The sequence below is a fragment of the Methanosarcina barkeri 3 genome (genome assembly GCF_000970305.1).
GTDB lineage: Archaea > Halobacteriota > Methanosarcinia > Methanosarcinales > Methanosarcinaceae > Methanosarcina > Methanosarcina barkeri_A.
Window position 1 is genome coordinate 188,407 of record NZ_CP009517.1, and the last position, 17,866, is coordinate 206,272.

At 34.2% G+C, this 17,866-nt stretch carries 9 protein-coding genes and 1 CRISPR repeat array; all 9 genes read right to left on the reverse strand.

The genetic code is table 11. The annotated features are described in order from the left end of the window. Nucleotides 1-542: 542 nt before the first annotated feature. The 9 genes from MSBR3_RS00815 to MSBR3_RS00855 all read right to left on the reverse strand — a co-directional run bounded on the left by MSBR3_RS00815 (nucleotide 543) and on the right by MSBR3_RS00855 (nucleotide 17,664). Complete coding sequence (locus MSBR3_RS00815; protein ID WP_048105770.1) at nucleotides 543-3,029, reverse strand: nSTAND3 domain-containing NTPase; 2,487 nt, start codon at nucleotides 3,027-3,029, stop codon at nucleotides 543-545. Between the two features lie 68 nt (nucleotides 3,030-3,097). After that, on the reverse strand, nucleotides 3,098-4,105 hold the full coding sequence (locus MSBR3_RS00820; RefSeq protein ID WP_048105772.1) for an RAMP superfamily CRISPR-associated protein: 1,008 nt from the start codon (nucleotides 4,103-4,105) through the stop codon (nucleotides 3,098-3,100). 5 nt (nucleotides 4,106-4,110) lie between these two features. After that, on the reverse strand, nucleotides 4,111-4,554 hold the full coding sequence (locus MSBR3_RS00825) for a hypothetical protein (protein WP_048105773.1): 444 nt from the start codon (nucleotides 4,552-4,554) through the stop codon (nucleotides 4,111-4,113). Next, the gene (gene cmr4, locus MSBR3_RS00830) at nucleotides 4,541-5,515 is read right to left on the reverse strand and encodes a type III-B CRISPR module RAMP protein Cmr4 (protein WP_230627646.1); all 975 of its coding nucleotides are present in this window, start codon (nucleotides 5,513-5,515) and stop codon (nucleotides 4,541-4,543) included. Before cmr4 ends, MSBR3_RS00825 begins: the two co-directional genes overlap by 14 nt. Then, on the reverse strand, nucleotides 5,508-8,624 hold the full coding sequence (locus tag MSBR3_RS00835) for a CRISPR-associated protein Csx11 (protein WP_048105777.1): 3,117 nt from the start codon (nucleotides 8,622-8,624) through the stop codon (nucleotides 5,508-5,510). Before MSBR3_RS00835 ends, cmr4 begins: the two co-directional genes overlap by 8 nt. 56 nt (nucleotides 8,625-8,680) lie before the next feature. Beyond that, on the reverse strand, nucleotides 8,681-9,559 hold the full coding sequence (locus MSBR3_RS00840; protein WP_196296984.1) for an RAMP superfamily CRISPR-associated protein: 879 nt from the start codon (nucleotides 9,557-9,559) through the stop codon (nucleotides 8,681-8,683). Next, a complete protein-coding gene (cmr1, locus tag MSBR3_RS18720; RefSeq protein WP_052723224.1) occupies nucleotides 9,549-10,796 on the reverse strand; it encodes a type III-B CRISPR module RAMP protein Cmr1 in 1,248 nt (415 codons plus the stop codon). The genes MSBR3_RS00840 and cmr1 overlap by 11 nt, the downstream gene beginning before the upstream one ends. A gap of 19 nt (nucleotides 10,797-10,815) precedes the next feature. Next, nucleotides 10,816-11,559, reverse strand: a complete 744-nt coding sequence (locus MSBR3_RS00850; protein WP_230627648.1) for a CRISPR-associated endonuclease Cas6 — start codon at nucleotides 11,557-11,559, stop codon at nucleotides 10,816-10,818. Nucleotides 11,560-11,920: 361 nt separating this feature from the next. Then, nucleotides 11,921-17,054: a CRISPR direct-repeat array (repeat unit 37 nt; unit sequence GTTTCAATCCTTGTTTTAGTGGATCTTGCTCACGAAT). A gap of 358 nt (nucleotides 17,055-17,412) precedes the next feature. Then, nucleotides 17,413-17,664 carry a hypothetical protein gene (locus MSBR3_RS00855; protein WP_155396623.1) on the reverse strand — a complete coding sequence of 84 codons (252 nt, stop codon included), beginning with the start codon at nucleotides 17,662-17,664 and terminating at the stop codon, nucleotides 17,413-17,415. Nucleotides 17,665-17,866 lie beyond the last annotated feature (202 nt).

The following is a 17,866-nucleotide window of genomic DNA, read 5'->3' on the forward strand; positions in this document are numbered from 1 at the left end:
ATGAGAACAACATATCAGGCATTAAACTCTAGTTGTTACAATTAGGTCAAAAGCGCCAGTTAGAAAGCTGGTTTCGTAGGAATTCATGCATTCGAATCCCAACCCTCGCATTAAATCTGAAAAAAATTCACAGCACTGTCCCCTATAGAGTTTATAAGATTTGGAATTTTCGCACAACCATTAATTTTTCAAAAATGCCTTAATTTTATTATCTTTCTAAAGTTAAGAGGCACACTAAATTACGTGGTAGCTGAATCCTTGATGAACCTTTTATTTTTTTAATTTAAACAATTTTATTAGAACAATTTCCCGTCCCAGTGGCGGGGTCAAATCGATGACAATATTCTGGAGTTTCGAGGTTGGTGGTTATGGGGTTCACTTTGTTAAGTAATGACTTTATTTATTATTTCACGGTTCTGATTTTAATCTTTTTTGTGAGAGTCATTCTTCTATTTGTTTGAAGAGCATTATTCTGTCTTATTTTAGGATTTATTTTTGGAATAAACCTAAACAACAACTTATGGATTACTGTTGAATTCACATTAAAATTTTGTTGGAATTCTAACGGGATACTTTGCAGTTTTTTCACCATTGGATAGCTTGGATAGTATAATTACACGTGCATCTTCTGAAAGATTCTCAAAATTTATTTCAAAAGACTGTAAAATATATACAACATCCTGAGATTTTTCAATATATTTATACAGAACATTCTTTAAATTATCGGAAGTATTGTCAAAATTTTTAATTATGCATCTTGCAACGTATTTTTCACAAGCTTTGTCATTTGAAAGTTTTATTAATATATATTCTACGATGTCAACCGGTATATTTTTAGATTTGTCTGCAATTGCTTTCGCGACATAGGGCCTAGAGTTTTCTTTTTCGATAATATTAAAAAGTAAACATTTTAGATAGTCCGGAAGGTCGCTATAATTTTCAGTAATAGCACGAGCGATGTCTTCATCAAAACGGCCTTTTCCATAAAGTTCAAATATTAAATTTTTTACATCTCCTGATACCTCATGATAGTTATCAATCACAGCTCGTGCAAGATGACCTGCAATCTTATCATCTTGGGCCATTTCAAACAGCCACTTCTGTATTTCTTTTGGGGCTACATAGAAATAATCAGTTATCGCTCTTGCAATATCCTTTTTGAGGTTCTCATCAAAATACAAATCCTGTAACAGGGCCTGTGCTTCGTTGGGAATATTTGAATAATTATACACAAGGGTACGAGCGACGAATTTTTTTGTATTCTCATTCTGTGCTAGTGTAAAAAGTAAGCTCTGTATCTCTTTTGGAAACTGGGTATAGTTGTCCGCTATGATTCTGGGGATATATCTTGAGGCATTTTTATCTTCAGCCAATTTCTGTAAAAACTTAAAAAAAATTTCTGGAAAAATGGCTGTAGACTGTTCTTTTGTTGCAAGCAGATATTTTAAAGCTTGAAGATATGAAGGATGGGAAAATTTTATTCTACAAGTTTGATCATTTCTAATTTTGAATTCTTCAATTTTATCGCCTCTAAACCATTTAAATAGTGAAGCAAAACTCAAAGCATCTTTTATTCCAAATTCTTGAATCATTTCATTGTATTTTTCTTCAACGAATTTTACCCTAAAAGAACCGGATATAAAAGGAAATGATATAAATAAGATTTTATCCGCTGAGAAAGCATTAATTTCATCCGCAAAACTAATATCTGTCTCCTTTGATTTTTCAGTTATCTGTTCTTTCAATATTAGAGAATCTGTGATATCACAGCTTGCAAAACAAAAATTTCTAATACTCAAAGGAGTTGGCAGATTATTAGGTAACTTTAAAAGTTCTAAGATAGAAGTTTTAAGCTTTGCATTAGATAACCACTTACATTTATTTTTTTTAGCCCAGTTCAGGAGAATTTCTTCTCTTTCACTATATTCTTGGAGGTTATTTTTTGCATTGAGCTTATATTCAAATCTTTTAATGTCAATTAAGTAGTTATATGAATTAAATTCTTGAAAAACTTCACTTCTAGAAGTTATTATAAGAAATACGTTTTCAAATTCACGAGCTTTGTCGATTATTGTTTTTATCTTTTTTTCCAGAAATCCCATTCTTTCATAATTTTTTTCTCCAAACGGGTCTTCAAAATAAAAAATTACTTTTTCCTTTAGGTCAGATTCTATTTTTTCAAACCTTTTTTTCTTTTTATCTAATGGATTTTCTCCGATTTCCCATATAGGTTGATACTTTTTTAAGTAATACTCCCACAAAAGCCTGACAGCAGTAAATGTTTTTCCACATTCTGGATTCCCGGTAATAATGATAACTTTATTTTTTTCCAGACTTTTCTTAATTTCATCATATTCTTTCGGAATAACATAAAGTTTATCTATTCCTCCATATATAGGGTCATTTGGAATTCCTAGCGTGTTTAAAAAGTTCAAACTTTTGGCTCGTCTTTTGAAACTCTCGACATCGGCATAATAAAGAATTTTGTTTTTATTTCTTTTTGGACTAATTATTTCTTGATCACAGTAGTCCATTTTTTGATATAATTTGTCCGTAAATAAAATAAAAGTGGTTCTAACCGATTGGTCATCATGAGTACTTTTATACCATTTACAGTATTCGCCAATAATATTATTTTTTAAAAAACAAATAGTAGAGTCTTCATCAACAAAGGAATCACTGTTAAACAAATCCCTATTTTCTGTATAAATTGCACTACCTAAGGCTATTTCAAAAGGAAAATCTTGTTGTATCTCTGTTATTTCATAAATAGATATGACTAATTTTTGGAGTTCTTCCGAAACTATTACCCAATCATCTCTTCCAGTACTGACTCCAATTATATAATTTCTCTCTTCAAGCTCTTTTAATTTATTTTTCAAATGGTGTCTTAATTTATTTCTTATGTGACTGGGTTTTATATAATAAGGTTTTACATTTAAATCATAAGTTCCCACAATTTCTTTAGCTCTATTTTCAAATCCCAATATGTCAATGTAACAAAGATAATACTCTTTTGCATCCACCATTTTAGAGCCTCTTTAAAAATAGGATATAAATTTACAAAATTTTGTTAAATATTAAAATGTGAAAAGTATTAATCTAAATTCGAAAATTTAAGCAGACCACAGGAATCAAGTTCAATTTTATTTATTTTATCTCCAAAACAAGTACCAGGAACAAACGCAACCCCATTGGAATCCAAACGCCTTCCAAACCCCTTTTTACTATCGTATATTCTTCCCACAAGTGGTTCAAGCTCACCCCTATATGTTCCAATTTCATCGGTGTTTAGTAACAGGTGGCCGAATATAGGATTTCCTTCAAAATTCTTCCCCGAGACAGCGCTTTCTTCATTTGTACAACCGTTATTGAAAATCAAGCGATCGGTGTTTTCAAGGTCCCAGTTAAAAACAGAGGCTCCTTTTTCAATCTTCTTCACTTTATTTTTGCACAGCTCCAATGTTCCAAATCCATATCTAAGGTCACCACCTACACGGATTTCACTTAAAGCTTCAAGTAACTTTATTGATTTACCTTCATACCCAAGTTCTATCTCTTCAAATTCTTCACTGTTTTTTACAGAACATTTTCCAGAAATGTCTTCTTTCACAAAAAGATATCCTTTCCAGTAAACCTGCTTAACCCCAGTTTTGCAATTTACCTTGTTCAAAATATATTCGGTCTCATGCAAACTTTCATCCATTGCTGAGTTTCTGCTCCCTAGTGTGGCTGTGGAAACAAAAGAACTAATGAAAGTGGATTCAAATTCTCTTTCGGAACACTGGCCGTATTTTAAGCCTTCTTTCGTAAAGCTAGGATTGAATGTATCTTTACTGTTCCTCTTTTTTTGACCTATAATCTCTGGAAAAAAATACGTGTTTTTTACATAACCTTCAATACATTTCCCAACTTTTTCGTAAACTTTGGGGTTATATTTTACGCCTTCATCTATTAGTTTTCTTGCAACATTTGAGGTTATAGCTCCCCACAGTGTTTTCCCTGGAATGTATCTTCGAGTTTGCTGAATAAAGCCAATTTTTCGGCTGCCGATGAAGATTGGGGATCTGGCTTTAAAACGTAATTCAAAGCATGTATAGCCCATAGTTATCACTCTTGCTTTTCCTCATCAGTATCTTCTTTTTTTGAATCCTCTCTTTTTAATGCATTCTGAGCTTTTGCACGATAACGTGCATAAATAAAGATTTGTTCAAGAACTTGCTTTGCGAAAAGCAACTTTCTTAAATCGGTTGAAAGGTTGATGATTTTATCTTCTTCACTTTCCCCAACGTCTGATTTGAGTTCTATGTTACATTTTTCCAGAATCTCCACTACATTAATTTTTCCATTTCCATCCCCGTTTTTATTTGAGGCTTTTAAATATAACCATAGAGCGTACACACCATTTGATGAAAGCACTCCTATTGATTTATTTATGAAAGATTCTATTTCCTTAGGTGTCATCCCTTCCTTTGAACCTTCAGGCTTCATTAATTTGTCAACAATATCAAAACCGCTTTTTGCAGCGATAAAGTCAATATTATTTTGAGTCATTTTCTCCCACTTCCTCAATCGTGACTCTTCCGAAACCTCTTGTGACCATCCCACCGATACCAAGAGTCTCAAAGTAGCAGAACCCACCTTTAACAATTGATTTAACATCAAGAAGCGAGATCCGGGTGTTACTTTTCCCTTCTTCTGAGCTGTTCTCACTCTTTTTGCCATATCCAAAATAATCAGGATCGTTTATACCCAGTTCAAACCAGAGTATAGTGCTCCTTGGGATGGCTTCACTGGTAAAAAGGGCACCATCCTTTCCTGCACCAGTTACCGGATCAATAGATACTGAAGTTCTGACCTCAAGGTTGGAATTAATAATCTGTGAAATTAATGAATCAGGCACGATTACAATTCTACTGGAGAGCAATTTATTTTTCTTTGGCCCAAGGGATGCAAGGTGATCAAAGGATGGCAGTTCTTTTCCATTTTCAATTGGAAGATTGAGCCACCCAAGATTCAGGCTTGATTCCTTTGAGAACTCAGAGCCAACCACTATACAATCATCAGAAGGTTCGTTTTCCTCTAATTGAATGTCAAAATCTTCTAAAAGCATGGGAGATGTTATCCACGCAGGCCCTAGCCTGGTGCTAACAGGGAACAAAAGAATGTGAGCGTCACTGAAGTAAACAAGCCCTTGCGAGCTCCCTATTTTTTCATCATTTTTGGAAAAACCGAAAGATTTGCAGATTATGCAATCCCCACAGTGCCCTCTCTCTTTTTTATCGGACACTGCTTTATCCTGTCCAGCACAATCTATGTTTTTTTTATCTATTTTTCCTTCATTGATTGCTTTATATGTAGCATAAGTCCTTGAAGTCCCTGCAATGCTACTTCCGGGGATCTTCGGGATATTGGTTGAAGGCTCTCTCACTATAGTATTGTCCACACGTCCTATCTGGTAGCCCCCGGTGCCGATGTGTATCGGATCAAGCGCAAACATAAGGTATTTACTCATTTTTATCACCATTTGGCTTCATTTTTAGTATAGAGTTGTAAAATTCCAGAATATCAAAAATCGTTTTGTCGAGACAAACCTTCTTAAGTAGCTCTTTCCCTTCTTCATCTAAAGAACTCCACCACTTACGAGTTCCAACATTTATCAAAATATTTTCAATGTGTTTTTCGAGAGTTTCATAGTATTCAGTTTTATTTTTTTCTTTACAGTCTTTCCAATCCATATGAAGCTTCACAAGATTTTCTTGTATGTTTTTGAGTTGTGATGTAGTCATTGTTGGTTTATCGAACAACTCCCATACTTGTTCGAATATGGAGATAAACTCTTCAAGAAGGTAAGGTCTTGGTCCCATGAGTGAACTTTTTTGAATTCTTTTACGGTTCTTATATCTGATTTCTAATCTTCGGGCAGTAGTATCTAAAAATTCAAAATCAAAGTAATTCGGATACAACTTTACATTGTCATCTGGGCTTAAATCGGATCCACTTATCAAAAATTCGTTTTTACCGTCTATGAATGTTTCAAAGAAACCCTTTCTTTTTTGTGCTTCATCTTCAGAAGCATTAATTAGAAAGTTAAAATAATACCTTGCCTGAGCATTTGAACTCGTTCCCAATTGTACTTTTTTCTTCCTTGTTTCTGGTTTAGAAACTTCCAAGTCAATTGTAGAAGAGTTCTTTGAGATTACAGAGAAATCCAAAAAATCAGCGTTTTCAAAACCTGTGAGTATCCTTCGAGATGCATTTACAGAGGCATAAAGAGCTGTTTTGTAATCAAAAAATACAACTCCCAAATTCAGAGGTAACCTGCCAGCGACATTTCCCATTTCTTTATCATATTTATCTGTGATTTTCTTAAAAACTGCAGGAACACTATTTGCAGGCACAATAAACTGAAAGGTTATTGGAGACAGCAGAATTTCTAAAAAAGGTCTATATGACTTTTCACTGAATTTTATTTCCTTTACTTTATAGTTTTTATATTCAGAGTTTTTTTCATCTTCTGACTTTATATCTATTTGTTTATACTTGGCGATGTCTTCTTTGTGTAAGAGAAAATGTTGGAGATTCTGGACAGATACAAATTTGGTGCCATCATAGTATGAAAGAAGACCAACTTTTTCGAATTTTAGATGATATACCGCTTTAGCTTTTGGAAATGGTTCATCCAATATAACTTCCAAACGCTTGAATCTATTTTCAATATTCTTTTTGGATTCAAGCTCTAAGTAAATACCCTGATCTTCTTTCAATTCATTTTGAATTTCGATCCAGAAATCTTTGGTAGATGTCCAAATTCTTCGTAGACGAGAAGGAGATGGATGTTTTCTGAAAACAGTTAATAGTAGACGTTCTGCCGCTTTTTCACTACTGGAACTATCCCAACTACTTATTTTAGTGTTCCAAAGTGGATTTCTATCCACCACAAGATCTTCATAAAACTGTCGAGGACTTTGACCATAGTATGATTCTCCAGCAATTTTTTCCAAAATTTCTGATTTTTCGTTATCATTTTCTAATTCTTGTTTCAAACTGTCACATAAAGAGTTCCAATTTTTGTATTCATGTGCATATGATTCCAGAGTCTGAGAAAACACGGTGTTAAGGAGCTCTCCTTCAAGCCACTTGCTTATGTTAAATCTTCCTGTTATAATTGCTACTTTTCCATTTGAATCTGCAATTTCATCAATCCAAATTGTCGGATACTTCTTATTGGAGAAATCAGGCAACCAATCATTTATTCGATTTTCTCTTCTATTCAAACAACACTTACAAACTTCTTGATATTCACATTTTGGATGGATCTTACATACAGGACAAATATCAACCTGATGTTCTTTATTACCTCCCCCAGCCACACACTCACTATACCTTGTACAGGTATTCTTACAAAAGCTACGTTTTAGATTTTTTCTATTATTAATTGCACACTTGTTTATGTTTTTGCAAATGTTACAGGAACTTTTATAAACAAGAGCATCTTGAACGTTGATAGTTAAAGCTTGATCCCATTTGTCTTTCCATATAGGAATTCCTTCGTACAGCTGAAAGTTACCTTTTGCTTCGGTTAAAAGCTTTGTGAGTAGTACAAGAGAGCGAGAAGGTTCACTTATGTTTATATATGGGATTACTTCTCCATCAGATTTTTTATTTACTCTACACAGTATATCTTCTTTTATCAATTTCTCAAGAGAATCTTTGCCTATATCAGGACCAATAAAATAGATGCCACTTTCATCTTTGTATATTTCATTTCCAATAGGCAACTCTTCTTCGATATATATTTTTATTTCTTTATCAATATCTTCAGTTAGTTTTCGGTATGCTACAATATCAACTAATTTATGTGCTTTTTCTATTAGACCAAGCTTATCATATTGTACTCCTATAATAACCCACTTTAAATCTTTTGGATTGATCCATTCCTCTTTATGTATCATATTTACTATGGCTGATTTGTAAAGACTTGCAACCGAATATGAATGATCCCATAAAGTAACATCATTTCCGCTTCTTCTAGTATCTCCAAGCGACTTTAAAAATTCTCTTTTAATCAAGGGGAGAATCTTTCTTCTAATTAGAGCAATTTTATTTGGATTCTCACATATCTGTTCCAGCAAGTTAGCAAGTTCATTGCATAGTTCATCTCTAATTATTTTAAGATTTAATAATTCAATTTCATTTTTTTCACTCTCATAACCAAAAGATGTGGACTTAAAAACTCTATCTTTTGGTTGCTTGCCATTATTCTGTAGAAGTCCCTTATCTACACCAGAATCTAAACCATCTATGTTTGACAATAATTTTATTAATCCAATTCCACTATTTTTGTTATGGTGTTTTGAAATTAGCTGGCTTGGATCCGTTAATTTCTGAGTAAATATATATTTTCCTTTTTTAAAATCTCTATTGTTTAGATCTCTATTGAATATACTCAATATCTCTTTTTTTGAAATAATGATTTTTAATCGAGGAGGTAAAAAATCAGTATAATCGAAGTTTTTGGTACAGCCTTTGAGAATATCTTCATGTTCAAAATTGCAGTTTGGAGAATCTTTACTCTGTTTTGTGATAAATTCTTGACTAAGTTTTCCAAGATCATGTAACATTGCATAAATTTCTGCAAGAAATATTAGATCCTTGTTATCAATTATATCTTTTTTACTCAGCTTAATCCCCCCTCGATCATTTTTTGCATATCATCAAATGCAGATAACTTATATGGACTGATATTTACAATGCAGTCAATTTCATCTTCTACAACACCATATCCACTACTTGTCTTAGCACCAAAACCGTATGTTGTCATCATTTTCTTGATTGCATTAGATATTTGATTATAATCTTCTTTAATTTCCTCCAAATTTGGATTCTCAACTCCGATTAAATCAAAAGGAATATAAAATAAACTAAAGAACCCCGAGCCGCCTTTTGGCACAACCTCATACAAAATTGGATTTTTCACAGTCTTTGAATTTCTATCATGAGGTGCAATTATTTCAAGTCCAATCTGGTCAAAATAAGTTGGATAAAATATTAGCCTACCTTTTTTCTGGTTCTTACCTGTTTCAGTAGTATAACCAAAAAGTCTTTTTATTATGTTGCTGTCTTCAGGGTTTTTATCAATCTGATTAATTTTTATAATTGTATTTCTTAAATTCCCTTTCCAACTACTAGCACGTATCATTGGGATTTTGAATACATGTTCTTTTGTAATGGAATTCTCAATTATATAGAAATCATCATCGTCATTAGAATAAAATGGTTTTTTAAGCTTAAATTTAAACTGAATAAGTAAAGAATATCTAGGTAAGTTTTTTACTTCTATATCGGGTTTATAAAGTCCAAGTATATCTAATGATTTTAATTCGTTTGAAATAAAATAATCATATGATCTGTAAAGCTCATTTTGGTACTTATCCTTTGCATTCTGATATGCTTCCTTTTTAACTTCTTTATATTGCATTGATTTTGATAGTAGTTTTACATTCCAAAATGAGTTTCTTTCTCCTTCAACATAAAAATCGAAAAAATTAGTTTCCATAAACATTATCACCCAGAAAGTTAAAATTATTTAAAACGGATAAATCTTTAATATCTATGTTTTCCTCGGATAAATCTCCCTCAATCTTAACTGAAAAATTATTTTTAAGCACGGACTGAATCTTTTTAATAACTTCTTTTTTATTAAATCTAATGGAGATCTCATCATATGTAATAACTGGAGGGAGATTGCAAAGAACTCTGAAATTATAAGCATCATTAACCCTGTAGAGATGACTTATCTCAACTAAGCTTGCCCATTTATTTTTTAAATCTGAACCAAATAAAGCTCTAGTTACAATTTTTGAAGTATTTTTATATTTTTTTCTAGTGTGATATTTTTCACGATTATAGCGCCGAGATTGTTGATGGTTCAAATCAGAGGCATTTAATACCAAAGAATTTATTTCAAATTTCTTAAGAGATTTAAACTCTTTTCGTAAAAAATATCTAAGTATAAATCCAGTGAGAAGCAAGTTTTTATCGTAATGTTCTAAACCAACAAATTCTTCGAGAACATCTGTTGGTTCAATCTCTACATCGAAATAATAGAGATCTTGTATGTTTCTTAAATGGCTCAATTTTTTACTTATTCGTAATTTGTCCTGATTAGTTTCGTTGAATTTGTATACTTGATTTTTCAAATTTTTCAAATCAAAACGTGGATCAAGTTCATCAAATTTAACTAATCCAAAACCATTCTGAGATTTCGATCCAATAGATCCTACTTTTTCCATAAAGTTCAATAAAAAAAGAAGCTTATTTTTGATCTCTTCATTTTCTTCTGTAATTAAGTAAAACTTGAAGTATTCATTAGAGTAAAAAGCCATTGAGTTAGAATAAGTTTTTTTTATCCAGAACTCTGCATCAAAAACTTTTATTTTTTCTTCAAAAACTAGCTTTACGGGCGGTTTGCCCTCAACCTCTATCCTAAACCTTCTTTTCCATCCAGTACACCCAAATAACCTGCAGACAGGGCACACATTTTTTAGCCCGATTTCGAGTGATTCATCAACGCTCTTTCCATTTTTCCTTGCTCTCTCATAACCCACTGTATTAAACTCACATCCACCATTTGAAGGATCACAAGCATATCCCCCCATCCCTCTAATTATTGCTTCATACCACCACCTCATACTTCCAATAATGCTTGTCTCTTTGATAGTCGTGCATTTTCTATCTGCGTCTCCAGTCCAGATGGGAGTCAAAGTCTTAAATTTGATTTCGGTTTTAATCATGATATTCCCCTGTACAAGCTTAATTATGAGATGATATTTTGGTATTCAGAAAGTCACTGAATTCATGATCGGAGGATTTTTGAGTATTGTAGCTTGTAATTTTCCTCACAGTCCCAAACCCCTTAGCAACCCCCTTTCCCACTCCCATAAAATCCGGAATCAAAAAATTAGCTATAAAACCGCCTGTAAAAGAAGTAAAATCCATTTGTTTGTACTTTGAACCTCTGAGCTCCACATCAACATCGCATTTTATAGTATCAGGAACCGTATACCCAAAAGCTTTTGACATTGAGAGTAAATTTCCTACAAGCGTCTTCCTGAGGATTTCCTTTTTTTCTTCAGGGTTTATAGTCTCAAAGAATTTCTCTTCATTTTCTTTATTAAGGGCAAGCCAGGGAGTGAGAAACTCGTAAAAGTAGAGGTTTTTTGTAAGGCCAAAGTCCTGTTTTTTAAGCCTCAGAGACATTTCAGTGATTTCAAAGTCCTCGTGAGGAAGAGTAACCGTATCAAATTTATCGAATAAACCTTTTAAAGTTTCTGCTCCTTCATTTATGCCAACCACTAGCGGCATTCTATCAAGAACTTTGTACTGCACCAGAGGATAACGATAACAAAACTTGTCAGTATTGTGGTTGTGGAGTTGATCGTATTCATTGAATTTTGACGCAAAGAAACCACGTATCTGATTTGCGTCCCCTTTGAACTCTTCTGAGCCTTCAAAAGTCATTTCAAGAGTTTTGAGTTTAATATTTTCCGTAGTCATGATTAGTATAATGAATTTTTAAAAAATATCTTTTTTAATTTTATTCTTATTAGTTTTAATATATATACATTTTCTCATTTATTAAGACTAATCTTGTAAATTAAAAAAACATCATATATATTTAAATAAAATCTTGAATCTTTTTATTAATAGTCTGCTCGGTTTTCTCAAGCCCAGCCGTGTACTTTTCACTTTTAAGCTCTTTTTTATCGAGCGGATAAAGTTTTCAACCCACATAAAGCCTCTACCTGTTGGATGGTAAGAGAATCAAAACCAGTTCCTTTTGTATTTCGGTTTAAATTTTTCCAGGCTGTGTAAAGAACTTCTTCTTTCAAAAAACGATATGTTAAGGGGAAATGGAGTTTCAATCCTTGTTTTAGTGGATCTTGCTCACGAATAATTACATCCTTTTCGTGTACTCCCATATATGTAATGTTTCAATCCTTGTTTTAGTGGATCCTGCTCACGAATTCTAGATTAAGTCCTGAACAATTTGCAAATGAGAAGTTTCAATCCTTGTTTTAGTGGATCTTGCTCACGAATATGATGGAGGACTTTGTAACATCTCTGTTCCCAGATATGTTTCAATCCTTGTTTTAGTGGATCTTGCTCACGAATAATTATGTCGTATTTTACATTTAGGAGGATTGAAGTTTCAATCCTTGTTTTAGTGGATCTTGCTCACGAATATATGATATAATAGATTTGGTTGGAAAAATGGAAATGTAGTTTCAATCCTTGTTTTAGTGGATCTTGCTCACGAATAGACATACGCGCAGCCAAGCAATGTTACTCAATGGAGTTTCAATCCTTGTTTTAGTGGATCTTGCTCACGAATACTGTCCCCTGCCCCGTTTCATATGATCCAGTCGGGTTTCAATCCTTGTTTTAGTGGATCTTGCTCACGAATCAATGGTGGTCTATTGTGAGTGGTCTTACTTACATGTTTCAATCCTTGTTTTAGTGGATCTTGCTCACGAATAGTGTAATATGAAGAATATTGAAGAAGCCGTCTTTTCAATCAGGTGTTTCAATCCTTGTTTTAGTGGATCTTGCTCACGAATTGAGCAGCGCAGAAGCACGTAAACTAGACATTTTGTGTTTCAATCCTTGTTTTAGTGAATCTTGCTAACGAATATTGTGGTGGGAATCGGAAGAAGAATATGAGGAACGGTTTCAATCCTTGTTTTAGTGGATCTTGCTAACGAATTGTGGAGAAGCATAGAGTTAGGAAAGTATCACCTAAGTTTCAATCCTTGTTTTAGTGGATCTTGCTAACGAATCTTTTGGGCAACTGAAGGAAACCTGAACCTGACACAGTTTCAATCCTTGTTTTAGTGGATCTTGCTAACGAATGATCTGCCTGGGTGGGTGGAATGCTGAGGTATATGAGTTTCAATCCTTGTTTTAGTGGATCTTGCTCACGAATAAGGCAGGACCGGAAAGATTAGAAGCCGCATTAAAACGTTTCAATCCTTGTTTTAGTGGATCTTGCTCACGAATATCACCACTAGATGCAGCAGCAGCAACACAGGCACTGTTTCAATCCTTGTTTTAGTGGATCTTGCTCACGAATTCAAAAAGAGCATCTGCATATGGAATTCCATCCGAGTTTCAATCCTTGTTTTAGTGGATCTTGCTCACGAATTTTGTTGACGGCGTTGGGGTTTTTGGGCAATTGGGGTTTCAATCCTTGTTTTAGTGGATCTTGCTCACGAATACTACTATGGAACTCAAAGAACTCAATGAAAAATAGTTTCAATCCTTGTTTTAGTGGATCTTGCTCACGAATTTTTTATAGTACGTTTGTTTAAACCATCGTTTGTTTCAATCCTTGTTTTAGTGGATCTTGCTCACGAATATCGTGGATCAGGGGGAAACAGCGCAGGAGAGAAATGTTTCAATCCTTGTTTTAGTGGATCTTGCTCACGAATTCGAACAGGAAGCAGTACAAAAGCCTCTGGAGGTCTGTTTCAATCCTTGTTTTAGTGGATCTTGCTCACGAATAGGGACAATCTGCAACAGGCCAAAGCTCAAAGTTGAGTTTCAATCCTTGTTTTAGTGGATCTTGCTCACGAATTCCCATGTTTTTGAATTGTGCTTATAGAAGGAATGAAGTTTCAATCCTTGTTTTAGTGGATCTTGCTCACGAATTTTCAGTTTGGGGAGCATGGATAATAATATCCTGGGTTTCAATCCTTGTTTTAGTGGATCTTGCTCACGAATTCGAAGTCAATGAAGTCATATCGCTCTCATCAACTCCAGTTTCAATCCTTGTTTTAGTGGATCTTGCTCACGAATAAAAGGAGAAGGCTGGAAGCGTACCGATGGATCAATGTTTCAATCCTTGTTTTAGTGGATCTTGCTCACGAATAATAATCCAATTTGTTAACGTCAACCGTGGGATGTTTCAATCCTTGTTTTAGTGGATCTTGCTCACGAATGGTTGCGGTACACGCGAGCCTATATGGAGTGTGAAGTTTCAATCCTTGTTTTAGTGGATCTTGCTCACGAATTGTGATTTTTTGAGCAGTGGAGCCGAAACGTAATTGTTTCAATCCTTGTTTTAGTGGATCTTGCTCACGAATTTGTAATGGTCGAGTGCTACCATCTGAGTTCCAGTGTTTCAATCCTTGTTTTAGTGGATCTTGCTCACGAATAAGTCAGGATGGTAGATTTTGACGAGTTGTTTAAGTTTCAATCCTTGTTTTAGTGGATCTTGCTCACGAATTAAGTTTGCTCAGGAAGTTCAGGGGGTGGTCTGATGTGTTTCAATCCTTGTTTTAGTGGATCTTGCTCACGAATTAGAAAAATTAACTCCGGTATGGAACACGCTTAAAATGTTTCAATCCTTGTTTTAGTGGATCTTGCTCACGAATTCCCAAGGTGTTTTCCTTCTTCTCTAGCTCTTTGGTTTCAATCCTTGTTTTAGTGGATCTTGCTCACGAATTGGTTTCCAGGTACTCTATGAAAAACAAGTTGAAGGTTTCAATCCTTGTTTTAGTGGATCTTGCTCACGAATATATAAAGTTTGTCCGTAGTATGTGGATAAAAAAAGTTTCAATCCTTGTTTTAGTGGATCTTGCTCACGAATTTTGAGTCTATGTCTTTTCAAGCTTTACAGATAGTGTTTCAATCCTTGTTTTAGTGGATCTTGCTCACGAATGAGAAAAGACTTCCAAAAAAGGAGAGGATTCTGAGTTTCAATCCTTGTTTTAGTGGATCTTGCTCACGAATGAGTGCATCATCGGATAGCGGAAACGGACTTACAAGTTTCAATCCTTGTTTTAGTGGATCTTGCTCACGAATAGTTAAGTAACGGTGGTTTGATTCCACCTAATCTTTTTGTTTCAATCCTTGTTTTAGTGGATCTTGCTCACGAATCGTATGTTTCTGTTTCAGAACTGTAATTTTCGTCAAGTTTCAATCCTTGTTTTAGTGGATCTTGCTCACGAATTATGTGTGGAAGAGTGTGGATACATGGAACTATACCAGTTTCAATCCTTGTTTTAGTGGATCTTGCTCACGAATTGGTTTTCCATAGCAATCTTTCACTATTTTTTCAACGTTTCAATCCTTGTTTTAGTGGATCTTGCTCACGAATAAGTTTAGTAATTCGCATTCCAGCTTTAATTTTAAGTTTCAATCCTTGTTTTAGTGGATCTTGCTCACGAATCTACATGTATATAGATCCTAAAAAACACTGTAATAATGTTTCAATCCTTGTTTTAGTGGATCTTGCTCACGAATAAGAAGCTTACCCCGATGAACCAAGCGATGAAGACAGTTTCAATCCTTGTTTTAGTGGATCTTGCTCACGAATAATTTAAAATCCACTTCCAAGTGATCGACGGTTCCGTAGGTTTCAATCCTTGTTTTAGTGGATCTTGCTCACGAATCAAGCTCTGGAACCTTCTGAGCTTGTTCAATCGCAGTTTCAATCCTTGTTTTAGTGGATCTTGCTCACGAATTATTAAAAACCAGAGATAAAAGAACATCTATAGTGTTTCAATCCTTGTTTTAGTGGATCTTGCTCACGAATTGCAAAGGATCGAATGATAGATTATTCTTGTTCAGTTTCAATCCTTGTTTTAGTGGATCTTGCTCACGAATCTAGCCGGTTTTCAGGAAACTCTAAAAAACCATACTGTTTCAATCCTTGTTTTAGTGGATCTTGCTCACGAATAAAAAAATGAATGAATCATACAAACAAACAGGAATTAGTTTCAATCCTTGTTTTAGTGGATCTTGCTCACGAATGGTTGGATTAACCTCCACAAGCTTCCTAAAGCAACTAGTTTCAATCCTTGTTTTAGTGGATCTTGCTCACGAATATCATTCGAGGAGATCAAACAAGAACTAGGTGAAAGGTTTCAATCCTTGTTTTAGTGGATCTTGCTCACGAATTAATTCCGCAAAAGTTATTACTTGATATCAGGAAATGTTTCAATCCTTGTTTTAGTGGATCTTGCTCACGAATGAGAGTATGTCAAGGGTATAAGCTGTCCTGAAGAAAAGTTTCAATCCTTGTTTTAGTGGATCTTGCTCACGAATAGAGAATGTAGAAGAAACCATAGAGGAAGTCCAGCCGTTTCAATCCTTGTTTTAGTGGATCTTGCTCACGAATAAATATTGCGCCCATGTTAGCTCCATTTTCATTGGTTTCAATCCTTGTTTTAGTGGATCTTGCTCACGAATATATTTTGGTTTGTGTTTCATACTCCTCCTTTTTCTTGTTTCAATCCTTGTTTTAGTGGATCTTGCTCACGAATAACTCCCTGGTTCTTTCCAACGACTATACATTCCACAAGTTTCAATCCTTGTTTTAGTGGATCTTGCTCACGAATAAGGCTTCTTTCGAACTGCAGGTAATGATAACGTTGGTTTCAATCCTTGTTTTAGTGGATCTTGCTCACGAATATGTAATTGCTGTGACCTTGTTGTGAATATCATTGTTTCAATCCTTGTTTTAGTGGATCTTGCTCACGAATAAATACGAAATGCGGTAATTCACGCAATATATTCAAGTTTCAATCCTTGTTTTAGTGGATCTTGCTCACGAATTTCAAAAAGAGCATCCGAGTATGGAATACCAGGTGAGTTTCAATCCTTGTTTTAGTGGATCTTGCTCACGAATAACCTACTACACTCTAATATTATTTATTATTTTTGTTTCAATCCTTGTTTTAGTGGATCTTGCTCACGAATATATATTATACTAAGTCCTTTTCGTTCCCCTATCATGTTTCAATCCTTGTTTTAGTGGATCTTGCTCACGAATATTTACAGGTCAATCACTTATTAATATATTAAATGTTTCAATCCTTGTTTTAGTGGATCTTGCTCACGAATACGACACGAAGCTTTCATACACGTTTCCTTAAATGGTTTCAATCCTTGTTTTAGTGGATCTTGCTCACGAATACGTCAGCAGGTGCAAACTTTGGATGCATGATAAGTTTCAATCCTTGTTTTAGTGGATCTTGCTCACGAATAGGGCAAAAATTTCCGTTATTTGGCCAGAAAAGGTCTGAAATGAGCCCTTTTTTGGAGCTAAAATTCTTGCTGGAAAATTATCAAACCCTTTATAAATACAAGAAAAATCTCTTCATATGCAGATACTCCAGTAAGGCTATCTACATATTTCATAGAAGATCTGTATGTTTTGGGATATAAGTCTTTTTAAACAACATCGAGCATTTTCTGTATTATGTTATCGGCTTCTTTGCAGTCTGAGGAAATAATTGAGACAATTCCTAAAAACGCGCTTGAAGTCCACAAATTATAACTAAGGCACCGAGAAACAAAATAGACGGTAAAAATTTAGGTAAAATCATAAGGATATCGCGACAATTAATTTCTGGACAATAATATTGTCTCAAAGTTACTACTGCTCTCTAAATTACTATTTTTGAGAGTATCAGCAAGTTCCTCTTTACTCATATGTAATTTTTTATGCTCTCTCAACGTTTTCAAAACTGATTTCATTAAGATTTCTTCTGTTACTGTTTCTCTTACTTCCACTCCTTTAATGGTAGAGCGTGACAATAATCTCCCGTTTAAAATACTGGAAGTTTTTTCACAGCTAACTGCTACGTTGTGCAAGTTAGTTTTTCCACAATGGGCACAGAAAGTTTTTATGTACAGTCTTCATCCCTCCTCTTTCATTTCGTTCAAAATCGCTTTAATTTGGTCTTTCGTCATGCTTATTCTACCAAGCTTTTTAGATTGTTTTGACTGTTACTAATTCTTTTGTATGCGTCGGTTGCGCTCATTTTGTGTAGCTACAATATGAAATGTAGACGTA

What these genes read in the sequence shown, in the direction of transcription:
- MSBR3_RS00825 (WP_048105773.1), bottom strand. Translation starts at nt 4,554, where the DNA reads ATGACTCAAAATAATATTGACTTTATCGCTGCAAAAAGCGGTTTTGAT.
- MSBR3_RS00835 (WP_048105777.1), bottom strand. Translation starts at nt 8,624, where the DNA reads ATGTTACATGATCTTGGAAAACTTAGTCAAGAATTTATCACAAAACAG.
- MSBR3_RS00840 (WP_196296984.1), bottom strand. Translation starts at nt 9,559, where the DNA reads ATGGAAACTAATTTTTTCGATTTTTATGTTGAAGGAGAAAGAAACTCA.
- MSBR3_RS00850 (WP_230627648.1), bottom strand. Translation starts at nt 11,559, where the DNA reads ATGACTACGGAAAATATTAAACTCAAAACTCTTGAAATGACTTTTGAA.
- cmr1 (WP_052723224.1), bottom strand. Translation starts at nt 10,796, where the DNA reads ATGATTAAAACCGAAATCAAATTTAAGACTTTGACTCCCATCTGGACT.
- MSBR3_RS00820 (WP_048105772.1), bottom strand. Translation starts at nt 4,105, where the DNA reads ATGGGCTATACATGCTTTGAATTACGTTTTAAAGCCAGATCCCCAATC.
- MSBR3_RS00815 (WP_048105770.1), bottom strand. Translation starts at nt 3,029, where the DNA reads ATGGTGGATGCAAAAGAGTATTATCTTTGTTACATTGACATATTGGGA.
- cmr4 (WP_230627646.1), bottom strand. Translation starts at nt 5,515, where the DNA reads ATGAGTAAATACCTTATGTTTGCGCTTGATCCGATACACATCGGCACC.